Origin of the sequence: Acinetobacter sp. Marseille-Q1618 (assembly GCF_902809855.1) — a bacterium.
Classification (GTDB): domain Bacteria; phylum Pseudomonadota; class Gammaproteobacteria; order Pseudomonadales; family Moraxellaceae; genus Acinetobacter.
Genome location: NZ_CADDWJ010000002.1, coordinates 76,270 through 95,183 on the forward strand (window position 1 = coordinate 76,270; position 18,914 = coordinate 95,183).

An 18,914-nucleotide genomic window follows, 5' to 3' on the forward strand; every position below is an offset into this window, starting at 1 on the left:
AGAACAACTTGTTGTGGATTCTTACCAATCGTCAATCTTTCGTTAAGGAGGTGATCCAGCCGCAGGTTCCCCTACGGCTACCTTGTTACGACTTCACCCCAGTCGTCGACCACACCGTGGTAAGCGTCCTCCTTGCGGTTAGACTACCTACTTCTGGTGCAATAAACTCCCATGGTGTGACGGGCGGTGTGTACAAGGCCCGGGAACGTATTCACCGCGGCATTCTGATCCGCGATTACTAGCGATTCCGACTTCATGGAGTCGAGTTGCAGACTCCAATCCGGACTACGATCGGCTTTTTGAGATTAGCATCCTATCGCTAGGTAGCAACCCTTTGTACCGACCATTGTAGCACGTGTGTAGCCCTGGTCGTAAGGGCCATGATGACTTGACGTCGTCCCCGCCTTCCTCCAGTTTGTCACTGGCAGTATCCTTAAAGTTCCCATCCGAAATGCTGGCAAGTAAGGAAAAGGGTTGCGCTCGTTGCGGGACTTAACCCAACATCTCACGACACGAGCTGACGACAGCCATGCAGCACCTGTATGTAGATTCCCGAAGGCACCAATCCATCTCTGGAAAGTTTCTACTATGTCAAGACCAGGTAAGGTTCTTCGCGTTGCATCGAATTAAACCACATGCTCCACCGCTTGTGCGGGCCCCCGTCAATTCATTTGAGTTTTAGTCTTGCGACCGTACTCCCCAGGCGGTCTACTTATCGCGTTAGCTGCGCCACTAAAGCCTCAAAGGCCCCAACGGCTAGTAGACATCGTTTACGGCATGGACTACCAGGGTATCTAATCCTGTTTGCTCCCCATGCTTTCGTACCTCAGCGTCAGTATTAGGCCAGATGGCTGCCTTCGCCATCGGTATTCCTCCAGATCTCTACGCATTTCACCGCTACACCTGGAATTCTACCATCCTCTCCCATACTCTAGCTTCCCAGTATCGAATGCAATTCCCAAGTTAAGCTCGGGGATTTCACATCCGACTTAAAAAGCCGCCTACGTACGCTTTACGCCCAGTAAATCCGATTAACGCTCGCACCCTCTGTATTACCGCGGCTGCTGGCACAGAGTTAGCCGGTGCTTATTCTGCGAGTAACGTCCACTCATCTTGGGTATTAACCAAAAGAGCCTCCTCCTCGCTTAAAGTGCTTTACAACCATAAGGCCTTCTTCACACACGCGGCATGGCTGGATCAGGGTTCCCCCCATTGTCCAATATTCCCCACTGCTGCCTCCCGTAGGAGTCTGGGCCGTGTCTCAGTCCCAGTGTGGCGGATCATCCTCTCAGACCCGCTACAGATCGTCGCCTTGGTAGGCCTTTACCCCACCAACTAGCTAATCCGACTTAGGCTCATCTATTAGCGCAAGGTCACAAGTGATCCCCTGCTTTCCCCCGTAGGGCGTATGCGGTATTAGCATCCCTTTCGGAATGTTGTCCCCCACTAATAGGCAGATTCCTAAGTATTACTCACCCGTCCGCCGCTAGGTCAGTTACCGAAGCAACTCACCCCGCTCGACTTGCATGTGTTAAGCCTGCCGCCAGCGTTCAATCTGAGCCATGATCAAACTCTTCAGTTAAAATCATTTGTGCCTTTATTAAAGAATAAGACACCAATTCTGGCTCATCAATTACTGACAAATTCTCTCAAATAAACTTCGAGTAATTTAAACCAATCAATCAATGATAATATTTCGATTAATCAATCAGTAAAAATCCACACAAGTTGTTCTTCATATTCTCTTAATGATCTTCTCAATGCTTCGTCAGCATCAAGCTAGGTCGGCTATATTACTCTCTTAAACTAGAAAGTCAACTGATAATGAAAACTATCTTTAATCCTTCCTGCTAAAACCCAACTCAACCATTTCATGCTAAATCACTGTTTTATCAGAAGTTTTAATCTTCATCACCGCCGATGGATGTGCATTCTACAGCATTTCTAAGCCCACGCAACCCCTTTTTTAAATTTATTTAGAAAATTTCTTATTTTTATGCATGAGCGTTGTTTTTTTAAGCTAAACAGCATTTTTTTTACATTTTTTAAATGTTTTTGGTTAAATACATCGCAATGAACTACTGTTAGAATAGATTTATTCTGAAAACTAAATGTGACTACACAACTTCATTATTTCGTTTCATTGACTTCAATTAAGGATTCATATGCATCGTTTAAATTTTTTATGGGCAAGTATGCTGTGCATAGGCTTGACCTCAAATGCATTTGCTCAAGATGCATCTTTAAATAATACACTCACTCAAGCAGATGAAAGTGTAGAGAACATTCAAACTGGAAGTGAGTCAGACTCTACTGTAACTGTAGCTACCGACAATTCAACTGTTGATAGTAAACATCCTCGTCTGGATGCTTTAAAAGAATTAAAGAATGTCAAAGTAGATAATCTAAAAGTAAATGCCAATGCCGCCCAAGCAGATGAAGTCAAAGATCCACTACAGCCGTTAAATCGTGAAATTTACGCTTTTAATGATATGTTAGATCGTAATATTGCTCGCCCATTGGCGGTGCAATATTCTCAAAAAGTTCCTCAAGATGTCCGTGGTTCTTATAGTTCGTTCCGTAAAAATCTGAGTGAACCTTGGAATGCTGTCAATCAATTGGCTCAAGGTCGTTTTAAACGTGCCGCTAAAACTTTAGGACGCTTTACGATCAATACAGTAACTTCTTTAGGTTTGGCTGATCCAGCAAAACGTTTAGGAATGCCAAATGAAGATGAAACTTTAGGTACAACTCTTGGTTATTATGGTGTGCCAAGTGGTCCTTATCTTATGTTACCAGTTTTAGGGCCAAGCACTTTGCGTAACTCTCTTGATTATGTTGCGGAAGGTTATGCAAATCCATTAACTTATCCGATGGATGATAATGATCAAACGGGTTTAATTTGGGGTAATCGTCTAATGGGTGGTATTAATGCCCGTTCCCGTTTATTAGAATTCGAAAGTGCGTTACAAGGGGATAGATATGCAGCAATTCGTGATATTTATTTACAACGTCAAAGCTATAATATTGCGCAGAAAAAAGGTTTAGGTTCTGAAGCGATTTCTTTTGTCGATGATGTATCTGATGATGAAACCGTAGACAGTGAACAATAATTTCGAGAATATTTTAACATATTTTGTAAAAAATCTTTGGTGTTGATAGCCCTTTAGGGTAGTCAACACCTCTTGGTTATCGTATTTACATCGTCTACCATATATTCAGCATCATGAGTTTTACTTTAGGATTATTGATTAACTTTATGTATTTCATTCAGCCCACTCGCACCATACCCAATTTAGACCAAGTCCTAAATGCCCTTCCGAGTCTGCAAATGATCAACATTGAAGATATTCATTTATATGATCCAACTGTTATTGCGATTGCGGATGTACAAGACTATTTACAACATCAATGGAATCTTCCAACGGTCGCTATTGCTTTTGAAAATGAAGGTACTGCACTCTCTCAAGCGTGGGAACTTGGTGCTTTAGCAGGTTGGATTTGGACACGACTGCCTGCCCATCCTGAACATTCTTTATTAAAAATTGATGCACAATATAAACGTAATCAAGACAGTCGTGATCTTCCTTCTGCCGCTGAATTACAGAAAAAACTTTTACCCAATCCGATTGAACTACAAAATTACAAGGTTGAAACTTTATTTAAACCTTCGGCTTATTTATCAGGCGATTGGTATGATTATTGGAAAATTAGCGATAAAGAAATTATCTTTTATTTAGCTGATGTTTCAGGTCATGGTGTAACCAGCTCTTTACTCACCTCATGGATGGCTGCTTTTCATGGTCGCTCTAAGACACCACGTGAATTGATTAAAAAACTTAATGGTATGTTGGTGCAGGAAAATATTGAAAAACACATCACCATGATCGTTGGTGTTTTAAATCTAGAAACTCATGCTTTAAAATGGTCTAGTGCGGGACATTACCCTCCTCCGATTATTTTTGAACCCAATCAAGCACCTCGTGTATTAAATACCAGTAGTTTTCCTTTGGGCTTAACGGAAGACCTTGAAGTTGAAGAGTTTGAATTGGTGTTAAATCGTCATGCACGCTTTATCATTTGCTCAGATGGTGCACTTGAGCCATATAAAGGTGGTTTAAATGAACAATTCTCCCAATTGGTCTATCATTTGCAAAATCAATCATTCAAAGCCCCAAATCACGTTGCTGATGACATTGCTATCCTCAGTTTACGCAGAATGAATTAATATAAAATTCAATAATTTAATTAAATATAGACTATTCTCTAACGCGTCAATACTTGAGTATAGAGTTGCGCTATGTGATAATTTTCCAATCCTTCTCTGCAAATGGCATTTATATGTCAACAGGTCATGTTGAATATGCAAGCTTGAATGGAACGCATATTTTCAAACTCATTGGTGAAGTGCGAGCCCAATCTTGTATAAGCTTAGACAAACTTTTGGCACGGATTGAACAACAAGAAAACGTCGTTGGCGCAATTGTTGATTTAACCCAAACCACATTTATAGATAGTACAGTTTTAGGTGTACTGGCAAAGTTAGGCTTAAAGCTCAAACAAGCTCATCACATCCAAGCTGTTATGTTATCCACAAATCCTGACATCACGACGCTTGCCAATAGCATGGGCTTAGGGCAGGTTTTTGTCATCTTAAATTATTGCGGTGATCCAACTGTCTGTACGCAGGCGTTGCTCGATGATAATGTAAACCACAGCACCATGCTGACCACAGTCTTAGATGCACATAAGACTTTAATGAAACTCAATAAGAATAATCAAAATATGTTTGAACCACTGGTCAAACAACTCGAAAAACAGCAAGATGACATGGAATGTGCATCCCATTCTGAGCCACAGCACAACGCTTAGCTTTAAAATAAGGAAAAAATCATGACTTTACTTTCTGTTGTTCAAATGAACTCGCAAAATGACATTGAAGCAAACTTCAGTGTGGTTGAGTCGTTGATACAGCAAAGTAAAGCAAATGGTGCTTCTTTAATCGTTTTCCCTGAAAACTTTGTATGCTTTGCCGCTGGGAAACAACGAGAAACGGCTGAGCGTTTTGAAGAGTTTCAACAGCGTTTAGAAAATTTATCGCATCAATATCAGATTTGGATTGTGGCTGGGACTTTGCCTTGCCCTTTTCGCCCTGATGGTTCAAGCATCGCTGATGGTCGTGTACGCACAGTGAGTTTGTGTATTAGTCCTGAACGCACTGAAGCTCGTTATGACAAGATTCATTTATTTGATGTACAAGTGGGTGATTCGGTCGGGGGATATCAAGAATCAAAATTCTTTGAACCTGGCAATGAAGTTGTTGTTGCTAAAACCCCATTTGGCAATATCGGCTTAATGGTTTGCTATGACTTACGTTTTCCTGAACTGGCTTTAACGCTACGTTCACAAGGTGCAAATATTTTAACTGCGCCTGCGGCATTTACCTATACCACAGGTGAGATGCACTGGCAGTTACTACTACAAGCACGTGCAATGGACAGTCAATGTCAAGTTTTGGGCGCAGCCCAACAAGGTTGGCATGGTGAAAAACGTCAAACTTGGGGACATACAGGTGCTACCAATAGTCGTGGTCAAATTTTAGAGATTACTCATGCTGAAGGTGCGCAGCTTATTACAGTACCTTTTGATTTAGCTGAACAAGAAAAAATCCGTGCCTCTATGCCTTTGATGCAGCATCGTGTCTTAGTGCAATACTCACCCTGATTAGACTGTAAAATGTATTGAATAAATTTACAAAATCACTGCTTATTCTTTCATCAATTTAAGACAGGATATTTATTCCAACTTAAAAACTTCAGGGAATACGTATGTCTTTAGAAAAAGTAGTGTATACCGCGCATGCCAAAGCTACAGGTGGTCGTGATGGTCGTGCAACTTCATCAGATGGTATTTTAGATGTTAAGCTAGCTGTCCCTAAAGAAATGGGCGGTGCAGGTGGTGGAACCAATCCTGAACAGTTATTTGCAGCAGGATATTCTGCATGTTTCTTGGGTGCGATGAAGTTTGTTGCCAACCGTGACCATTTAAAAATTACGTCTGATGCCTATATTGAAGGTAAAGTTGGTATTGGGCCAATTCCAACAGGTTTCGGCATCGAAGTGAAGTTAGATATTCATTTGGAAGGTATGGAACAAGCTGAAGCACAGAAACTCGTTGATGCTGCGCATATCGTTTGCCCATATTCAAATGCAACACGTGGCAATATTGATGTGACATTGAATGTGATTGTTTGATTCTTTATAAATAATCTAAACGCTTATTCAAAAGCCGATTTTTATAATCGGCTTTTTCAGAATGAGTGTATTACTTGAAATCATTTAAGAACTTGATAATACAGAAATATTAAAAAACTTCTCATAATATTCATTGTGTTAAATAAGTAAGAATTTTTATAATAGTTATGATTTATATAGCGACACAAATTGACGCAAATGTAGTTTTTTGATTATTAATTAAGCTGATATCATATTGTTTTTCCTGTAAATTATAAAAATATAGTTATTTTCAAGAGCTTATTATGAACGTATATACGTCTTTATTACAACTCAGACCTGATTTAGAAAAATTGCAGGCTGATAATACTCTGCCAATAGAAAAAATTAAAAGCCGCCTCCTTGAAGCAATGAAAGATAAAATGGTTTTAAATTATCAAGATGACTTATCACTTATTACGTTAGATGAAAAAAGTATTGCTAATTTTGATCAGAATACAATTTTAGCTTTTTTAACCTCAGTTATTCGTACGGAAAGATTTATAGAAGGAGAACTCTCTCATGGTCTTCGCTCTGGACTAGTTCTAAGAGCATTAGAAAGATTAGCTGTATTAGTGAATATTGAACATAAAGTAATGTTAAATGACATTTTACAAATTAAAGATTTAGATAATGTAAAAATCAGACTTAACTTCGACTATGGCACAGAGAATTGGAATGTTATAGAAGCCTTTAAAAATGGAGATATGCAGGGCCTTCTTAGAGGTCATTATTGGAATTACAAAGGCAAGAAATCCTACAAAAAAGATCAAACAACGATTGGACTACTTAGAATTAAACCTAAAGAAGATCTATGGCTTTTATTTCATATAGGCAAAGTCACTAAAGATCTAGATTTACGTGATGCTATGGGCTATGAGTTTGAAAACTTAATAGAATATAATAAGTTTGTTGGGCGAGTAATTGTAAAATATAAAAATACCTCACAATCCGTTGTAAGAAATGCTAGTTCTTTAATGAATCAATGTGAAGTTTACCAAATACTTCCTGATATCTTCGATAATGATATTTTTCCAGGCTATGATAATGTCAATGTATCTTGGAAAGAGCTTTCTCGTGTTATTGAAAAAGAATCATGGAAAACAGCTTTACAGAATCAAAAAGCTGTTTATTTAATTACAGATATTCATAAGGGAAAAATGTATGTTGGATCTGCATCTGGTCAGCATATGCTCTTAAATAGATGGCAATGCTATGTTGATAATGGTCATGGTGGAAATGTGGAATTAAAAAAATTGTCAAAAGATTACATAGAAGAAAACTTTAGGTATTCAATATTAGATATTTTTAAATCTAAGACAGATGATCAAATTATATTAAGCAGAGAGAGTTGGTGGAAAAATATATTACTAACAAGGAAATTTGGCTATAATGCCAACTAATTAAATTTAAGTTTTCCTCAAACTAACATAATATATCTTATGTGCAAAATACTATGTTAGTTAAAAATTTCAATAACTTGTAATCCATTAAAAAGCCTGATTTCCATAAATCAGGCTTTTTAATATTTTATATTCCATGCCCACCAAAACATGAACGTCCTTCTTTATATTTAGATGCGATACGAAAACATTTATTTCGAGCACCTTCAGCATTTCCCTTATAACTACCTAAACACTTCTGATAACACTGTTCACGTTCAGGCTCTTCAAATTTTGCTTTTGGCTGAGTAACAGTACTATGGCATCCCCAAAGTGCAAAAGATAAAAAGCCTGATATGAATAATGCTTTCATCACTCTGCTGCTTCATTGGTCACACGTAAAACTTCTTCCATCGTGGTTTTACCTGCCAAGACTTTACGCAAACCATCATCACGAATCGAACCTGCATCACGACGTGCATATTCCTCAAGCTCATATTCAGCAGCATTACCATGCACTAAACGACGCATTTGCTCATCTATCGGCACGATTTCATAAATCGCTGTACGACCACTAAAACCCGTATGCGAACAATGATCACAACCATTCGGCACAGGAAGTTTTAAATCTATCGCATTTGAAACTGGCTTAAATATTTCTTTTTCAAAATCATCAGCTTCACGCCATGTATGACAATGCGAACAAATCGTTCTCACCAAACGCTGTGCAATTACCCCAATCAAAGAACTCGATAATAAAAATGGTTCAATGCCCATATCTTTTAAACGAGTGACAGCACCAATGGCAGTATTAGTATGCAGAGTAGATAAAACCAAGTGACCTGTGAGTGATGCCTGAACTGCGATTTCCGCAGTTTCAAGGTCACGAATCTCACCGACCATGACCACATCAGGGTCTTGACGCAGCATGGCTTTCAACGCACGCGCAAAGGTCATATCTACTTTGGTATTAACCTGCGTCTGTCCGACTCCTTCAAGCTGATATTCGATTGGGTCTTCTGCTGTGAGGATATTTTTAGAACCATCATTTAAGTCTGATAATGCTGCATAAAGCGTGGTGGTTTTACCCGAACCTGTAGGACCAGTCACCAAAATAATCCCATGTGGACGATGTACCAATTGCGTCAAACGTTCATAGTCATTTGGCATTAAACCCAAATGCGTCATATTCAAACGTCCTGCTTGTTTATCAAGCAAACGCATTACAACACGTTCGCCATGTGACGAAGGTAAAGTAGAAACACGCACATCCACTTCACGTCCTGCTAGACGCAAAGAAATACGACCATCTTGCGGAATACGTTTTTCTGCAATATCTAGTTTTGCCATAACTTTGATACGTGATACCAAAAGTGGCGCAAGCTCACGACGTGGTTGTACAATCTCACGAAGTTGACCATCTACTCGCAAACGCACAGATAATTTCTTTTCAAAAGCTTCGATATGAATATCGGATGCACCGACACGGATGGCTTCAGAGAGTAAAGCATTAATGAGGCGGACAATCGGTGCATCATCTTCCTGATCCATTAAGTCTTCTGTTTCAGGAACTTGATCTGCTAAACTAAGTAAATCAGGATGATCTTCTAAACCTGCTGCAACTTGTTGAGACTCACCTGTTTCACCCGCATAACTTGAGCTTAGCAGTTGATTAAATTCGGTTTCAGTACACAGTTGATGGTGTGCAAGTCGTCCTAAATAACGACGTGCTTCTTGAATGGCAATTTGGGCAGTATTTTCACGACGAATGATAAAAACTTGATCGCCTTCATAACGTAATAGCACGCCATGTCGTTTTGCAAAGCTATAGGGTATTTGTAATTGTTTAAGGACTTGCATTACAACTTATATGAATGATTAAAATTGTTTTGAGTGTACTCTAAGCGCATGACAGCGTGAAGTCTGTTTTTTAAAGAAATGATCAGAGGAATAAACAGCCTTGTCCATAAAAAATGAACATTTAGAACCTGAACTTCCTGATCTAAAATGGTGGGGAGAAGAAAAATTTGAGCTAAATCAAGCTAAAGCTTGGCAATTTGGCTCAATGATGATGCGTTTAACACGTGGTTTGCAAGAATGGCGACTTGAATATTATCGCCCACAATTTCAATATGACTATGAACAACAATGGAATTGCATTCACGATGTTCATTTTGCTTTTCCGCAACCTGTGCATGTTGAACGTTATATGTTTCGAGAAACACATAATACCTTTCAACTGTTACCCCGTTTAGCAGATCGCTCAGTCGTAATCCGCCCTGTCGACCCGATTTATATTCCCGCGGGACAACGAGGAACGCTTTATATCAGTACACCGCTTTGGGTATCAGGTTTTGTACAAGCACAAAAAGAACCATTATTTGATATTCCTGTGATTTTACCGAAAGATACTTGGTTTGGCCCAGATCACCGCAATGGGGAAATGTGTTATGCCACTGCGGTAGATGGTCGCACAGAACTGAATTTATTACGTCCTCGTGCATTTAGAGCCGTAACACCAATTGTGTTTCATAACATCAGCAGTCATCAGTTACGTTTTGACCGTATGAATGTGCCGGTCCCTGCCTTGCCGTTATTTTATAGTGAAAGTACTGGGCGCTTATGGACTTCTCAAATTAAAGTCATTTATGAAGGTGATGATCGCCCTGCACGCGTTAAAATTGAGAGTCGTACCCCACCTTTAGCGGGTGAGGTCAGCTATGTGCATCCTCCTCGTTCACCTGGGGGTGCATTATTTAATATGTTTGATTCATTTTTTTAATGGGATGAGGTAATTAGATATGGCTGAATCCAATATTCCCAAAGACATTGTAAATAGCTTAAAAGGCATTTTTACCAATATTAATCTTGACCGCTTAAGTGAAATCGCAGTTGCTATTGCTTTATGTTTTGTCGGTTTTATCTTGGCACGTGTGGTATCCAACACTTTTATCCGTACCATTGGTTTTCGCTTCAATGCCCATCAACGCTTAGTATGGCGACGTGGTATTTTTTACTTTATTTTCATGATCTTTATCATGGCGAGTTTAAAAGAAGCTGGCTTCAAACTGAGCGTATTCTTAGGTGCGGCAGGGATTTTAACGGTTGCTTTGGGTTTTGCTTCGCAAACTTCTGCATCCAACTTAATTAGTGGTCTATTTTTGATTGGTGAAGGTTCTTTTGAGGTCGGCGATACCATTCAAATCACTTTAATTCGTGGACATACCATCGAAGGTGAAGTCATCTCTATTGATTTATTGTCTGTTAAATTATTAACTATGGATAATGTTTATGTGCGTTTGCCGAATGAACAATTGATTCGAGCGCCTGTACATAACTTGTCAAAATTTCCGATCCGACGCCTCTCTATCACGGTAGCCATTAATTTTAATGAAGACATCAATAAGGTACGTGAGGTTTTAATTGATGTTGCAAATGCTTATCCACTGGTTTTAGCAGACCCTAAACCACGTGTAACTGTGTCAGCTTTTGGTGAGTCTTCTATCGAAATTCTTTTTGCTTTGTGGTGTAAGCAAAGTAACTATTTACAAGTAAAAGATGAAATTCATGAGTTGATTCGCAACCGTTTTGTTGAGAGTCATATTGAAATTCCTGTACCTAAAATTGGTTTTGTCGATCGACCTGATACTCATGGATATAGCACCATAAATGAAGATATTGATACATATGCCAATGAGAAAGAAGTCAAATTAGAGAAAAAACAAGATAAACAATTATGATGATTTATAGAAAATAAAATAGACAATCTGTTGAAATCCTTCCTCTTATCAAACGATGTTTTACATTTTAAAGAGGAAGAATTCTTACAGTAAATCTAAAGTTTAAGATTCTAAAACTTTAGTTTCAGTCTCAGGAATTGGTGCAATATAAGCAATAATTAACATCACAAAACCAGCACCTAGGAACGAAATCACACGGGTTAATGTGCCAATATGGGACAAGTCTAGTAGTACCAATTTTAAAGTCACCAACATTAAAATACTGCCTCCTAAAATCCACAATGGGCGTAAATATTTTTTACTGGCATAACTCATGGTGACAAAAGCCAAACATACCCAAAGCAAAGTAAAACTCAGTTGAATGGTGGCATTTTCCCAAATCGCCAGTTCGTTATAAGGTGTTTGAAAATACATATGCAATGCACGTAATACCACATAACTACTTAACCACAATACGCTCAGCACAGATAAAACTGCAATAATTCCGCGATCCATGCCTTGCTTGAGTTGTAAGCTCAGCATCCAAATAAAACCAGCCAAAATCGCAATACTGATCAAATCAAAAGGATTTAACACGGGTAAGAAATAATATTCAAAGGCTTGTTGTGAAAAAAGCTGAGAGCAAATTATCCATAGCAACATTAAAGCCAAACTACTACGTGTTTGCCAAAATATTGCCCAATCTGGATTTTGCTTTTGAGAGTAACACCATGCACAAAATGCCAAAGGTAAAATCATGACACTGATATAAGGCATAGCTGGCACAAGACTTAAACTGCTTAAAGCCAAGCTCAGCAAAGTCCCCAAACTCACCCATTCTTTTTCAAGTTTGACACTTGCCGATGGTCGTAGCCATAGCACACTGAGTAGAATTCCTACAATTGCCATGCCCAAGCGTTCAAATTGCGAATGCCAAACAATCTCCCCCAAATGACTGCGATCTATCACAAAAATCAGCGCAAAAAAATACAATGGAATCACACCGACCCATTTTGGAATCAGCCAAGACCATGTTGCTTTACAGCGCAATAACACTTCATTGCACAGTACATACCCCAAACTCACACTGAGTAAAGCCAATACATACTGATGTTGTCCATCAAAATGATCCAGTAACAGGAGCAACAGCATACTGGTCGCAGCGATCAACAACAGACTAAAAAAGACAATCGTTGAACTGGTGATTTGTGTTTGAAATTTTTCATGCGCATTTGCAATCAACACAACGGCGACATAACTTAGGCTAAGCAACCAATACATCATCGTTGGGAAATAAGCCAAATCCACCCAATAATATAAGCTGAATAAACCTGCAACAATCAGCAATGCAATTGCCAAATAACGACTAATCGTTGAATGACGATAAAGCGCAAGTGCAAAAATCAATACGCCTTCTATTGCCCAACCGATCACACTCCATTCATTTTCAAGCAAAATCGGTGGAATCAAACTGAGGAAAATTAAAGCTAAACTAAAATAACTTTGTGAGATCAAATGCACAGATTGATTGCGTTTGGCTAAACCATATAAAACAGCAAACAATGCTGCAAAAGCCAAACTTAAACTGGCTTGCCACAAAGTTTTTTCAAAATACATCAGATATAAGAAAATATAACCCACAATCGGTGCGCCAAAAATCAGTGCAATATCCAGTGCAGGTTTAAGTTTGAATTGCACCACATCTTGTTTTGCCAACAACTGACTAAAACGAAAACCAAGCCAAATAAACACTGCCGTATGGGCGCTAACCAACAATGCTAAAGTATCGCGCTCTTGTAGATGACCATGAACAAAAGCATAACTTCCTGCCACAATTGCAGTCATTAAGAATGCGATTTGGTTGAGTATTTTCCAAGGGCGCAAAGTCGTTAAAATCGCAATACAGACATTAATCACCAAGTAGTAGCTAACAAACTCCACGGCAGTTGCATCGCGGACAGGTAAAGTGAAAGGAGCCACCGCAGCGATCACCATTGCCATCAAAGCCAATTCAATACTTTGTTGTTTTAAACTTAAATACAAAGTCAGCAGCATAATCACGGCAAAACACAGACTTGCGCTATAAATATTAGGAACAATGTGATTGTAATAGGCAAAAAATAAGGTCAGGAACAATCCAGCCAAACCCAAACCTTCAAGAGCTAAGGAGAAACTACGATTTTTGGGCTGTAAAAATACACCTAAACCAGTAATTGCCAAACTTATGGCTGCCACAATGGCGAGTTTAACAGCCAAACTTAATTGCCAATGTTCAGTCGCAAAACGCAAGAGTAAAATGATGCCGATTACCAATACTACAATAGCCACTTTTAAGACAGGATTACCCTGAAAAAGCCATTGTTTCATTTGCTCAAGCAAAGTGATTTCAGCATGGCTGGAATTTGGAGGGGGTGATGGTGCAATGTTTAGATCATTCTGAAGCACTGGAGAGCTTGCAATATGCTGCAAACGAGATTGAAGCTGCTGCACATAACGTTCCAGTCGCCGTAACCAACGCAAGAAAAAGAAAATCCAACAGGTCAAACCCAACCCAATCAACCAACTCCAATGCAAACTCATTCCAACAATTGCAACAATTGATGAAATATAAAGCGGAACTTTAGACGTAAATTGCACAGGAATCTGTTGCTGTGTAGCAAGATCCTTCAAAGGTTGTTGTAAAGCATCGACATAGTGCATCACACTCATGACAAAGGCGAGCCCACACAGATATGTCACCACCTTTAGATCAAAAAACCATGCTGCTACAGCAGCGATGGTCAGTACCATGAGCCAAATAATCCGAATTTCACTTTGCCCTTTTGGCATATCTATGTTTTCTCTTTCCTGAGTGATGTGATCATACAACAGTAAAATGCTGACTTTGCATGATTTCATCAGATATTCGGTAACCATCACCTTACATCTCGATGCTATGTTCCTTGAAAAAATCACGTACAATAAGCCTTATTATTTGAATTAGGAATGTTTCGATGCCACCATTTGTATTGGTTGATGGTTCATACTTTTTATTTCGTGCCTTTCATGCACTGCCACCATTAACAACCTCAACGGGTTTACAAACCAATGCGATTCGTGGTGCGATTTCTGCCATTCAAAAACTCATGCGTCGTGTGCAACCTACACACATGGCTGTAATTTTCGATACGCCTGAACCCACTTTTCGTCATGAGCTGTCACCCATTTATAAAGGTGATCGTCCAAGTATGCCTGACGAACTTGCACAACAAATTCCTTATTTACATGCTTTGATTCGTGCTTTGGGTATTCCTTTACATATGTTACCGGGTGCTGAAGCGGATGATATTATTGGGACATTAGCCAAACGTGCTGAAGCTGCAGGTCATCAAGTGCTGATCTCAACAGGTGACAAAGACATGGCACAGTTGGTGACTGAAAAAGTCACCTTAGAAGACAGTTTCAAAGACAAACCGATGAACATTGAAGGGGTCATTGAAAAATTTGGCGTACGTCCTGAGCAAATTATTGACTATTTAACCCTCATGGGCGATGCATCGGACGGTATTAAAGGTGTACCAGGCGTAGGTGCAAAAACTGCAGCTAAACTTCTGAATGAATATGATAATTTGCAAAATATTATTGCCAATGCTGACAATATCAAAGGTAAAGTTGGGTTGAGTATCAAAGAAAACCTTGACGGCATTAAACTCGATCATCAATTGGCAAGTATCATCATCGACCTTGATCTGAGCTTGACTTATGATGATTTGAAATTATGCGAACCTAATGTTGACGCGTTACGCAATCTGTATACTGAACTCGAATTTCGTAATCAGTTACAGTCTTTGGATCATCCAAACAATCCAAATGGTACTACGTATAAACAAACATCAAAACAAATAGAAAAAACTCAACAAAAATCAGAAGATAAAATAGTGGCTGTGGAAGACCAAGCCAATCTCAGTAGTGTAGATGATCAATTGGGACAAGCGACTTACCATACCATTTTAACCCAAGCAGATTGGGAAAAATTTTGGCAACGTTTGAGTACCTCGACACGTTTTGCCATTGATACGGAAACCACCAGTTTAGACTATCGCATTGCAGAAATGGTTGGATTTTCGGTTGCATTTGACGCGCATGATGCTTACTACGTTCCGCTTGCCCATGACTATGAAGGTGTGCCAGAACAACTGAATCGTGATGCGATTATCCAAAAAATCAAACCGATTTTAGAAGATCCAAAAGTTGAAAAAATTGGCCATCATTTAAAATATGATGCACATATTTTTGAAAATCATGGCATTCATTTACAAGGTTGGTATTTTGATACCATGTTGGCATCCTATGTTTTAAACTCGGTGGCAACACGTCACGGTATGGATGACGTGGCACGTGTATATTTGAGCCATTTGACCACCACTTTTGAACAAATTGCAGGAAAAGGCGCAAAACAAAAAACCTTTAACCAGATCGACATTGAAACTGCTGCGCACTATGCCGCAGAAGATGCACATGTCACCTATCGTCTTTACGAAGTTTTAGATCGTAAACTGAAAGAAACACCTGAGCTGAGCGACATTTTGCATAATATTGAAATGCCTGTAGCAAGCGTTTTGACCTCAATGGAAGAAAATGGCATCGCACTTAATTTGGCATTTTTGGATCAACTCAGTGTTGATTTTGCTGAAACCATTCAAAACCTTGAAAATCAAATTATTGAAATTGCAGGTGAATCTTTTAATGTCGGCTCACCGAAGCAAGTCGGTGAAGTATTATTTGAAAAACTCGGCTTAAAAGGTGGCAAAAAAACAGCAACAGGTCAATACAGCACTTCTGAAGCAGTTTTGGAAAAAATCGACCATCCAATTACTGCATTAATTATTGAATATCGTGGTTTGACCAAACTCAAAAGTACCTATACTGAAGGTTTAAGCAAACAAGCCAATCCTGACACACATCGTGTGCATACCAGTTATCATCAAGCTTTGACCGCAACAGGACGTTTATCATCAACGGATCCAAACTTACAAAATATTCCTGTCCGTGAGGAAATAGGACGTCAAATCCGTAAAGCCTTTATTGCACCTAAAGGTCGGATTTTACTTGCAGCCGATTATTCACAAATCGAACTGCGTTTGATGGCGCATTTTTCTCAAGACGATGCTTTATTACATGCATTTAATCATGGGCAAGACGTCCATCGTCGTACTGCCTCAGAAGTTCTCGGCGTTCCACTTGAAGAAGTAACCAGTGATCAACGTCGTCAAGCCAAAGCAGTGAATTTTGGTTTACTTTATGGTATGTCTGAATTTGGTTTGATTCGTCAGTTAGGGTTTACCCGTGAAGAATCACAAAATTATATCAAACAATATTTCCATCGTTATCCAGGCATTTATGAGTACATGCAACGTACACGCCAAGTGGCATTAGAACAAGGTTTTGTGGAAACGATTACGGGTCGTCGTTTATATACACCTGATATCGATGCCCGAAATATGATGGTACGTAAAGGTGCGGAACGTGCAGCGATTAATGCGCCACTACAAGGTTCTGCTGCTGAAATCATTAAAATGGCAATGATCAAAGTGGATAAAATCTTACCGAAAGATCAAGCTAAACTTCTTCTTCAAGTTCATGATGAATTGGTATTTGAGGTTGATGAAGCGATCGCAGATGAATTAGCAAAACAAATTCAGGATGTGATGCAAAAAGTTTGTACCTTGTCTGTGCCTTTGGTGGTGGAAGTTGGTAAAGGCAACAATTGGGATGAGGCGCATTAAACTTTAAATAAGTTCTCTCTCCTCTCAGGAGAGAGTTAGAAATAGGAAGAAGTGACCTTTAAAAATAAGAAGCACTGTCTTATAAAGAAAAAGAGGTTTTCAGAATATCTCTTTTCATAAACCTCCAATGAAATCAATATTAACAATCCAAATCGTAATCATTCATTGGAGGCTAATGAAACTTAATAAAGCTCCACATTTGAACGATTGGCTTCAAGTTTCATATTTTTAATGAATACTTTAATAGTCATCATATTCAATTCACTTTATAAATTTTAAGCAATAAAAAAGGACTCAATCGAGTCCTTTGTTTTTAAATCACTAAATTACAAACCTGTTAGCAAAACCTTCGCAACTTCATTCATTAGAATTTCAGCGATATACAATGCAAGGAAGGCCAAAATCGGAGACAGATCTATCATTCCCATATTTGGCATAATACGACGAAATGGCGCAAGCAAAGGCTCTGCAAGCTCCTGAATTACTTCAATATAAGGTGAACGTGACTGCGTAAACATCACCACCCAACTCAAAATAATCGTTGCAAAAATTAAATAACGACAGAAGCGAATCAAATCCTGAATCATCGTGACAAAAGTCAAAATCAAAAGATGTACAGGGCTATTTGGCATAGCACCTTGTAAATACATGATGCCAAAAATTTTCAACAAATACAGAATAATCAATAATGCCAATGCAGCGGTATTCACTCGTCCTTTGGCAACGGTTGGGAAGATGCGACTAAAAACATCCACAATTTTGGTCGCTTTCACTGTAGACAATACAACTGGATTATATGGACTTACCATTGCCAATTGCATTAAAAAACGAAAGAATACAAGCAAAATTGCGACGTTAATAATAATGCCAAAAATCTGCGCAGAATTTGCACCCATATCGGAATATTCCTAAATAAAATCAATAATTAAATCAATTATTTCGTGCTATCACTTAATTCTTGTGCTAACTCTTGACTACGCTTTTGTGCCGCAGCCAAGGCAGTTTGAATATTTTGTGAAATTTGTGCACGATCAAAAACTTCTAATGCCGCTTGTGTTGTGCCATTTGGAGAAGTCACATTTTTGCGTAATTCAGCAGGCGTATTTGAGCTGGTAATTGCCATTTGTGCAGCGCCCAAAGCTGTTTGCAGAGTCAAAGCGGTTGCAACTTTCTCATCCAAGCCCATGTTTTTGCCTGCACGAATCATACTTTCCATCATATAGAAGAAATATGCAGGGCCAGAACCCGAAACAGCAGTCACCGCATCTATTTGTGCTTCTGAGTTAACCCAAATGGTCAGACCTGTCGCAGCCAAGACCTGACTCGCCAATTCACGATCTGCGGCAGCAACATTCTCAGTTGCAAACAGACCATGTGCGCCTGTTTGTACCAAAGCTGGTGTATTTGGCATGACACGCACAATACGCTCAGTACCTGTCAGCTCAGCAATCGTGGTAATTTCAGCCCCAGCAACAATGGAAATAATCAGTTTATTTTCAAATAAACCTTTTAGCGGCTTAAGTAGACCTGCCAAAACTTGGGGTTTGACTGCCAAAACCACCACATCAGCACTTTCAATTGCGGCACGATTATTATCTGTCACGTGAACGTCTTTTTCTTGTAATAATTCACGTATTTTTTCCACTGGGTCAGACACCGTGATCCGTGTTGCAGGCAGTCCACGGGTAATCAAGCCACCAATGAGGGCTTGTGCCATATTTCCACCACCAATGAAAGTAATATTACAATTTAAAGCTGCATTCATGAATTACGCTC

Annotated in this window: 14 protein-coding genes and 1 rRNA gene; 9 read left to right on the top strand and 6 right to left on the bottom strand. The window is 39.2% G+C overall.

The window, feature by feature from the left end:
- Nucleotides 1-43 precede the first annotated feature (43 nt).
- Nucleotides 44-1,582, bottom strand: a 16S ribosomal RNA gene (locus HUS24_RS07515).
- A gap of 583 nt (nt 1,583-2,165) precedes the next feature.
- On the opposite strand from HUS24_RS07515, the gene HUS24_RS07520 reads away from it, so the two are divergent.
- The 6 genes from HUS24_RS07520 to HUS24_RS07545 all read left to right on the top strand — a co-directional run bounded on the left by HUS24_RS07520 (nt 2,166) and on the right by HUS24_RS07545 (nt 7,675).
- Nucleotides 2,166-3,113: a VacJ family lipoprotein gene (locus tag HUS24_RS07520; RefSeq protein WP_173911487.1), complete on the top strand. Its 948-nt coding sequence runs from the start codon at nt 2,166-2,168 to the stop codon at nt 3,111-3,113.
- 146 nt (nt 3,114-3,259) lie between these two features.
- A complete protein-coding gene (gene gigA, locus HUS24_RS07525) occupies nt 3,260-4,228 on the top strand; it encodes an RsbU family protein phosphatase GigA (RefSeq protein WP_173912511.1) in 969 nt (322 codons plus the stop codon).
- A gap of 113 nt (nt 4,229-4,341) precedes the next feature.
- Complete coding sequence (gigB, locus tag HUS24_RS07530; protein WP_173911488.1) at nt 4,342-4,872, top strand: anti-anti-sigma factor GigB; 531 nt, start codon at nt 4,342-4,344, stop codon at nt 4,870-4,872.
- 21 nt (nt 4,873-4,893) lie between these two features.
- Nucleotides 4,894-5,724, top strand: coding sequence for a carbon-nitrogen hydrolase family protein (locus HUS24_RS07535; RefSeq protein WP_173911489.1), 831 nt, complete (start codon nt 4,894-4,896; stop codon nt 5,722-5,724).
- A gap of 104 nt (nt 5,725-5,828) precedes the next feature.
- Nucleotides 5,829-6,254 (top strand): organic hydroperoxide resistance protein, encoded by a 426-nt coding sequence (locus tag HUS24_RS07540; RefSeq protein WP_173911490.1) that lies wholly within the window; start codon nt 5,829-5,831, stop codon nt 6,252-6,254.
- Nucleotides 6,255-6,538: 284 nt separating this feature from the next.
- On the top strand, nt 6,539-7,675 hold the full coding sequence (locus tag HUS24_RS07545; RefSeq protein ID WP_173911491.1) for a GIY-YIG nuclease family protein: 1,137 nt from the start codon (nt 6,539-6,541) through the stop codon (nt 7,673-7,675).
- 127 nt (nt 7,676-7,802) lie between these two features.
- Here the strand turns inward: HUS24_RS07545 and HUS24_RS07550 are convergent, their stop codons facing one another.
- Both HUS24_RS07550 and gspE read right to left on the bottom strand, forming a co-directional pair.
- On the bottom strand, nt 7,803-8,027 hold the full coding sequence (locus tag HUS24_RS07550) for a hypothetical protein (protein ID WP_173911492.1): 225 nt from the start codon (nt 8,025-8,027) through the stop codon (nt 7,803-7,805).
- The gene (gene gspE, locus HUS24_RS07555; protein ID WP_173911493.1) at nt 8,027-9,514 is read right to left on the bottom strand and encodes a type II secretion system ATPase GspE; all 1,488 of its coding nucleotides are present in this window, start codon (nt 9,512-9,514) and stop codon (nt 8,027-8,029) included. Before gspE ends, HUS24_RS07550 begins: the two co-directional genes overlap by 1 nt.
- 100 nt (nt 9,515-9,614) lie before the next feature.
- Between gspE and HUS24_RS07560 the strand changes: the two genes are divergently transcribed.
- Complete coding sequence (locus HUS24_RS07560) at nt 9,615-10,436, top strand: hypothetical protein (protein WP_171531407.1); 822 nt, start codon at nt 9,615-9,617, stop codon at nt 10,434-10,436.
- 19 nt (nt 10,437-10,455) lie between these two features.
- Nucleotides 10,456-11,394, top strand: coding sequence for a mechanosensitive ion channel family protein (locus HUS24_RS07565; protein WP_173911494.1), 939 nt, complete (start codon nt 10,456-10,458; stop codon nt 11,392-11,394).
- 102 nt (nt 11,395-11,496) lie between these two features.
- Here the strand turns inward: HUS24_RS07565 and HUS24_RS07570 are convergent, their stop codons facing one another.
- A complete protein-coding gene (locus HUS24_RS07570) occupies nt 11,497-14,202 on the bottom strand; it encodes a DUF2339 domain-containing protein (protein ID WP_173912512.1) in 2,706 nt (901 codons plus the stop codon).
- Nucleotides 14,203-14,366: 164 nt separating this feature from the next.
- Between HUS24_RS07570 and polA the strand changes: the two genes are divergently transcribed.
- Nucleotides 14,367-17,138 carry a DNA polymerase I gene (polA, locus tag HUS24_RS07575; protein ID WP_173911495.1) on the top strand — a complete coding sequence of 924 codons (2,772 nt, stop codon included), beginning with the start codon at nt 14,367-14,369 and terminating at the stop codon, nt 17,136-17,138.
- Between the two features lie 326 nt (nt 17,139-17,464).
- Here polA and HUS24_RS07580 read toward each other — a convergent pair whose 3' ends face one another.
- Together HUS24_RS07580 and proC are read right to left on the bottom strand one after the other, a co-directional pair.
- Entirely contained in the window at nt 17,465-18,034 is a 570-nt protein-coding gene (locus tag HUS24_RS07580; RefSeq protein ID WP_065993540.1) for a YggT family protein, read from the bottom strand.
- Nucleotides 18,035-18,072: 38 nt separating this feature from the next.
- Nucleotides 18,073-18,903 (bottom strand): pyrroline-5-carboxylate reductase, encoded by an 831-nt coding sequence (proC, locus tag HUS24_RS07585; protein ID WP_173911496.1) that lies wholly within the window; start codon nt 18,901-18,903, stop codon nt 18,073-18,075.
- Nucleotides 18,904-18,914: the final 11 nt, after the last annotated feature.

Bases quoted from the DNA above. Each gene is read 5' to 3' on its own strand.
- HUS24_RS07520 (WP_173911487.1), top strand. From the start codon at position 2,166: ATGCATCGTTTAAATTTTTTATGGGCAAGTATGCTGTGCATAGGCTTG.
- gigA (WP_173912511.1), top strand. From the start codon at position 3,260: ATGTATTTCATTCAGCCCACTCGCACCATACCCAATTTAGACCAAGTC.
- gigB (WP_173911488.1), top strand. From the start codon at position 4,342: ATGTCAACAGGTCATGTTGAATATGCAAGCTTGAATGGAACGCATATT.
- HUS24_RS07535 (WP_173911489.1), top strand. From the start codon at position 4,894: ATGACTTTACTTTCTGTTGTTCAAATGAACTCGCAAAATGACATTGAA.
- HUS24_RS07540 (WP_173911490.1), top strand. From the start codon at position 5,829: ATGTCTTTAGAAAAAGTAGTGTATACCGCGCATGCCAAAGCTACAGGT.
- HUS24_RS07545 (WP_173911491.1), top strand. From the start codon at position 6,539: ATGAACGTATATACGTCTTTATTACAACTCAGACCTGATTTAGAAAAA.
- HUS24_RS07550 (WP_173911492.1), bottom strand. From the start codon at position 8,027: ATGAAAGCATTATTCATATCAGGCTTTTTATCTTTTGCACTTTGGGGA.
- gspE (WP_173911493.1), bottom strand. From the start codon at position 9,514: ATGCAAGTCCTTAAACAATTACAAATACCCTATAGCTTTGCAAAACGA.
- HUS24_RS07565 (WP_173911494.1), top strand. From the start codon at position 10,456: ATGGCTGAATCCAATATTCCCAAAGACATTGTAAATAGCTTAAAAGGC.
- HUS24_RS07570 (WP_173912512.1), bottom strand. From the start codon at position 14,202: ATGCCAAAAGGGCAAAGTGAAATTCGGATTATTTGGCTCATGGTACTG.
- polA (WP_173911495.1), top strand. From the start codon at position 14,367: ATGCCACCATTTGTATTGGTTGATGGTTCATACTTTTTATTTCGTGCC.
- HUS24_RS07580 (WP_065993540.1), bottom strand. From the start codon at position 18,034: ATGGGTGCAAATTCTGCGCAGATTTTTGGCATTATTATTAACGTCGCA.
- proC (WP_173911496.1), bottom strand. From the start codon at position 18,903: ATGAATGCAGCTTTAAATTGTAATATTACTTTCATTGGTGGTGGAAAT.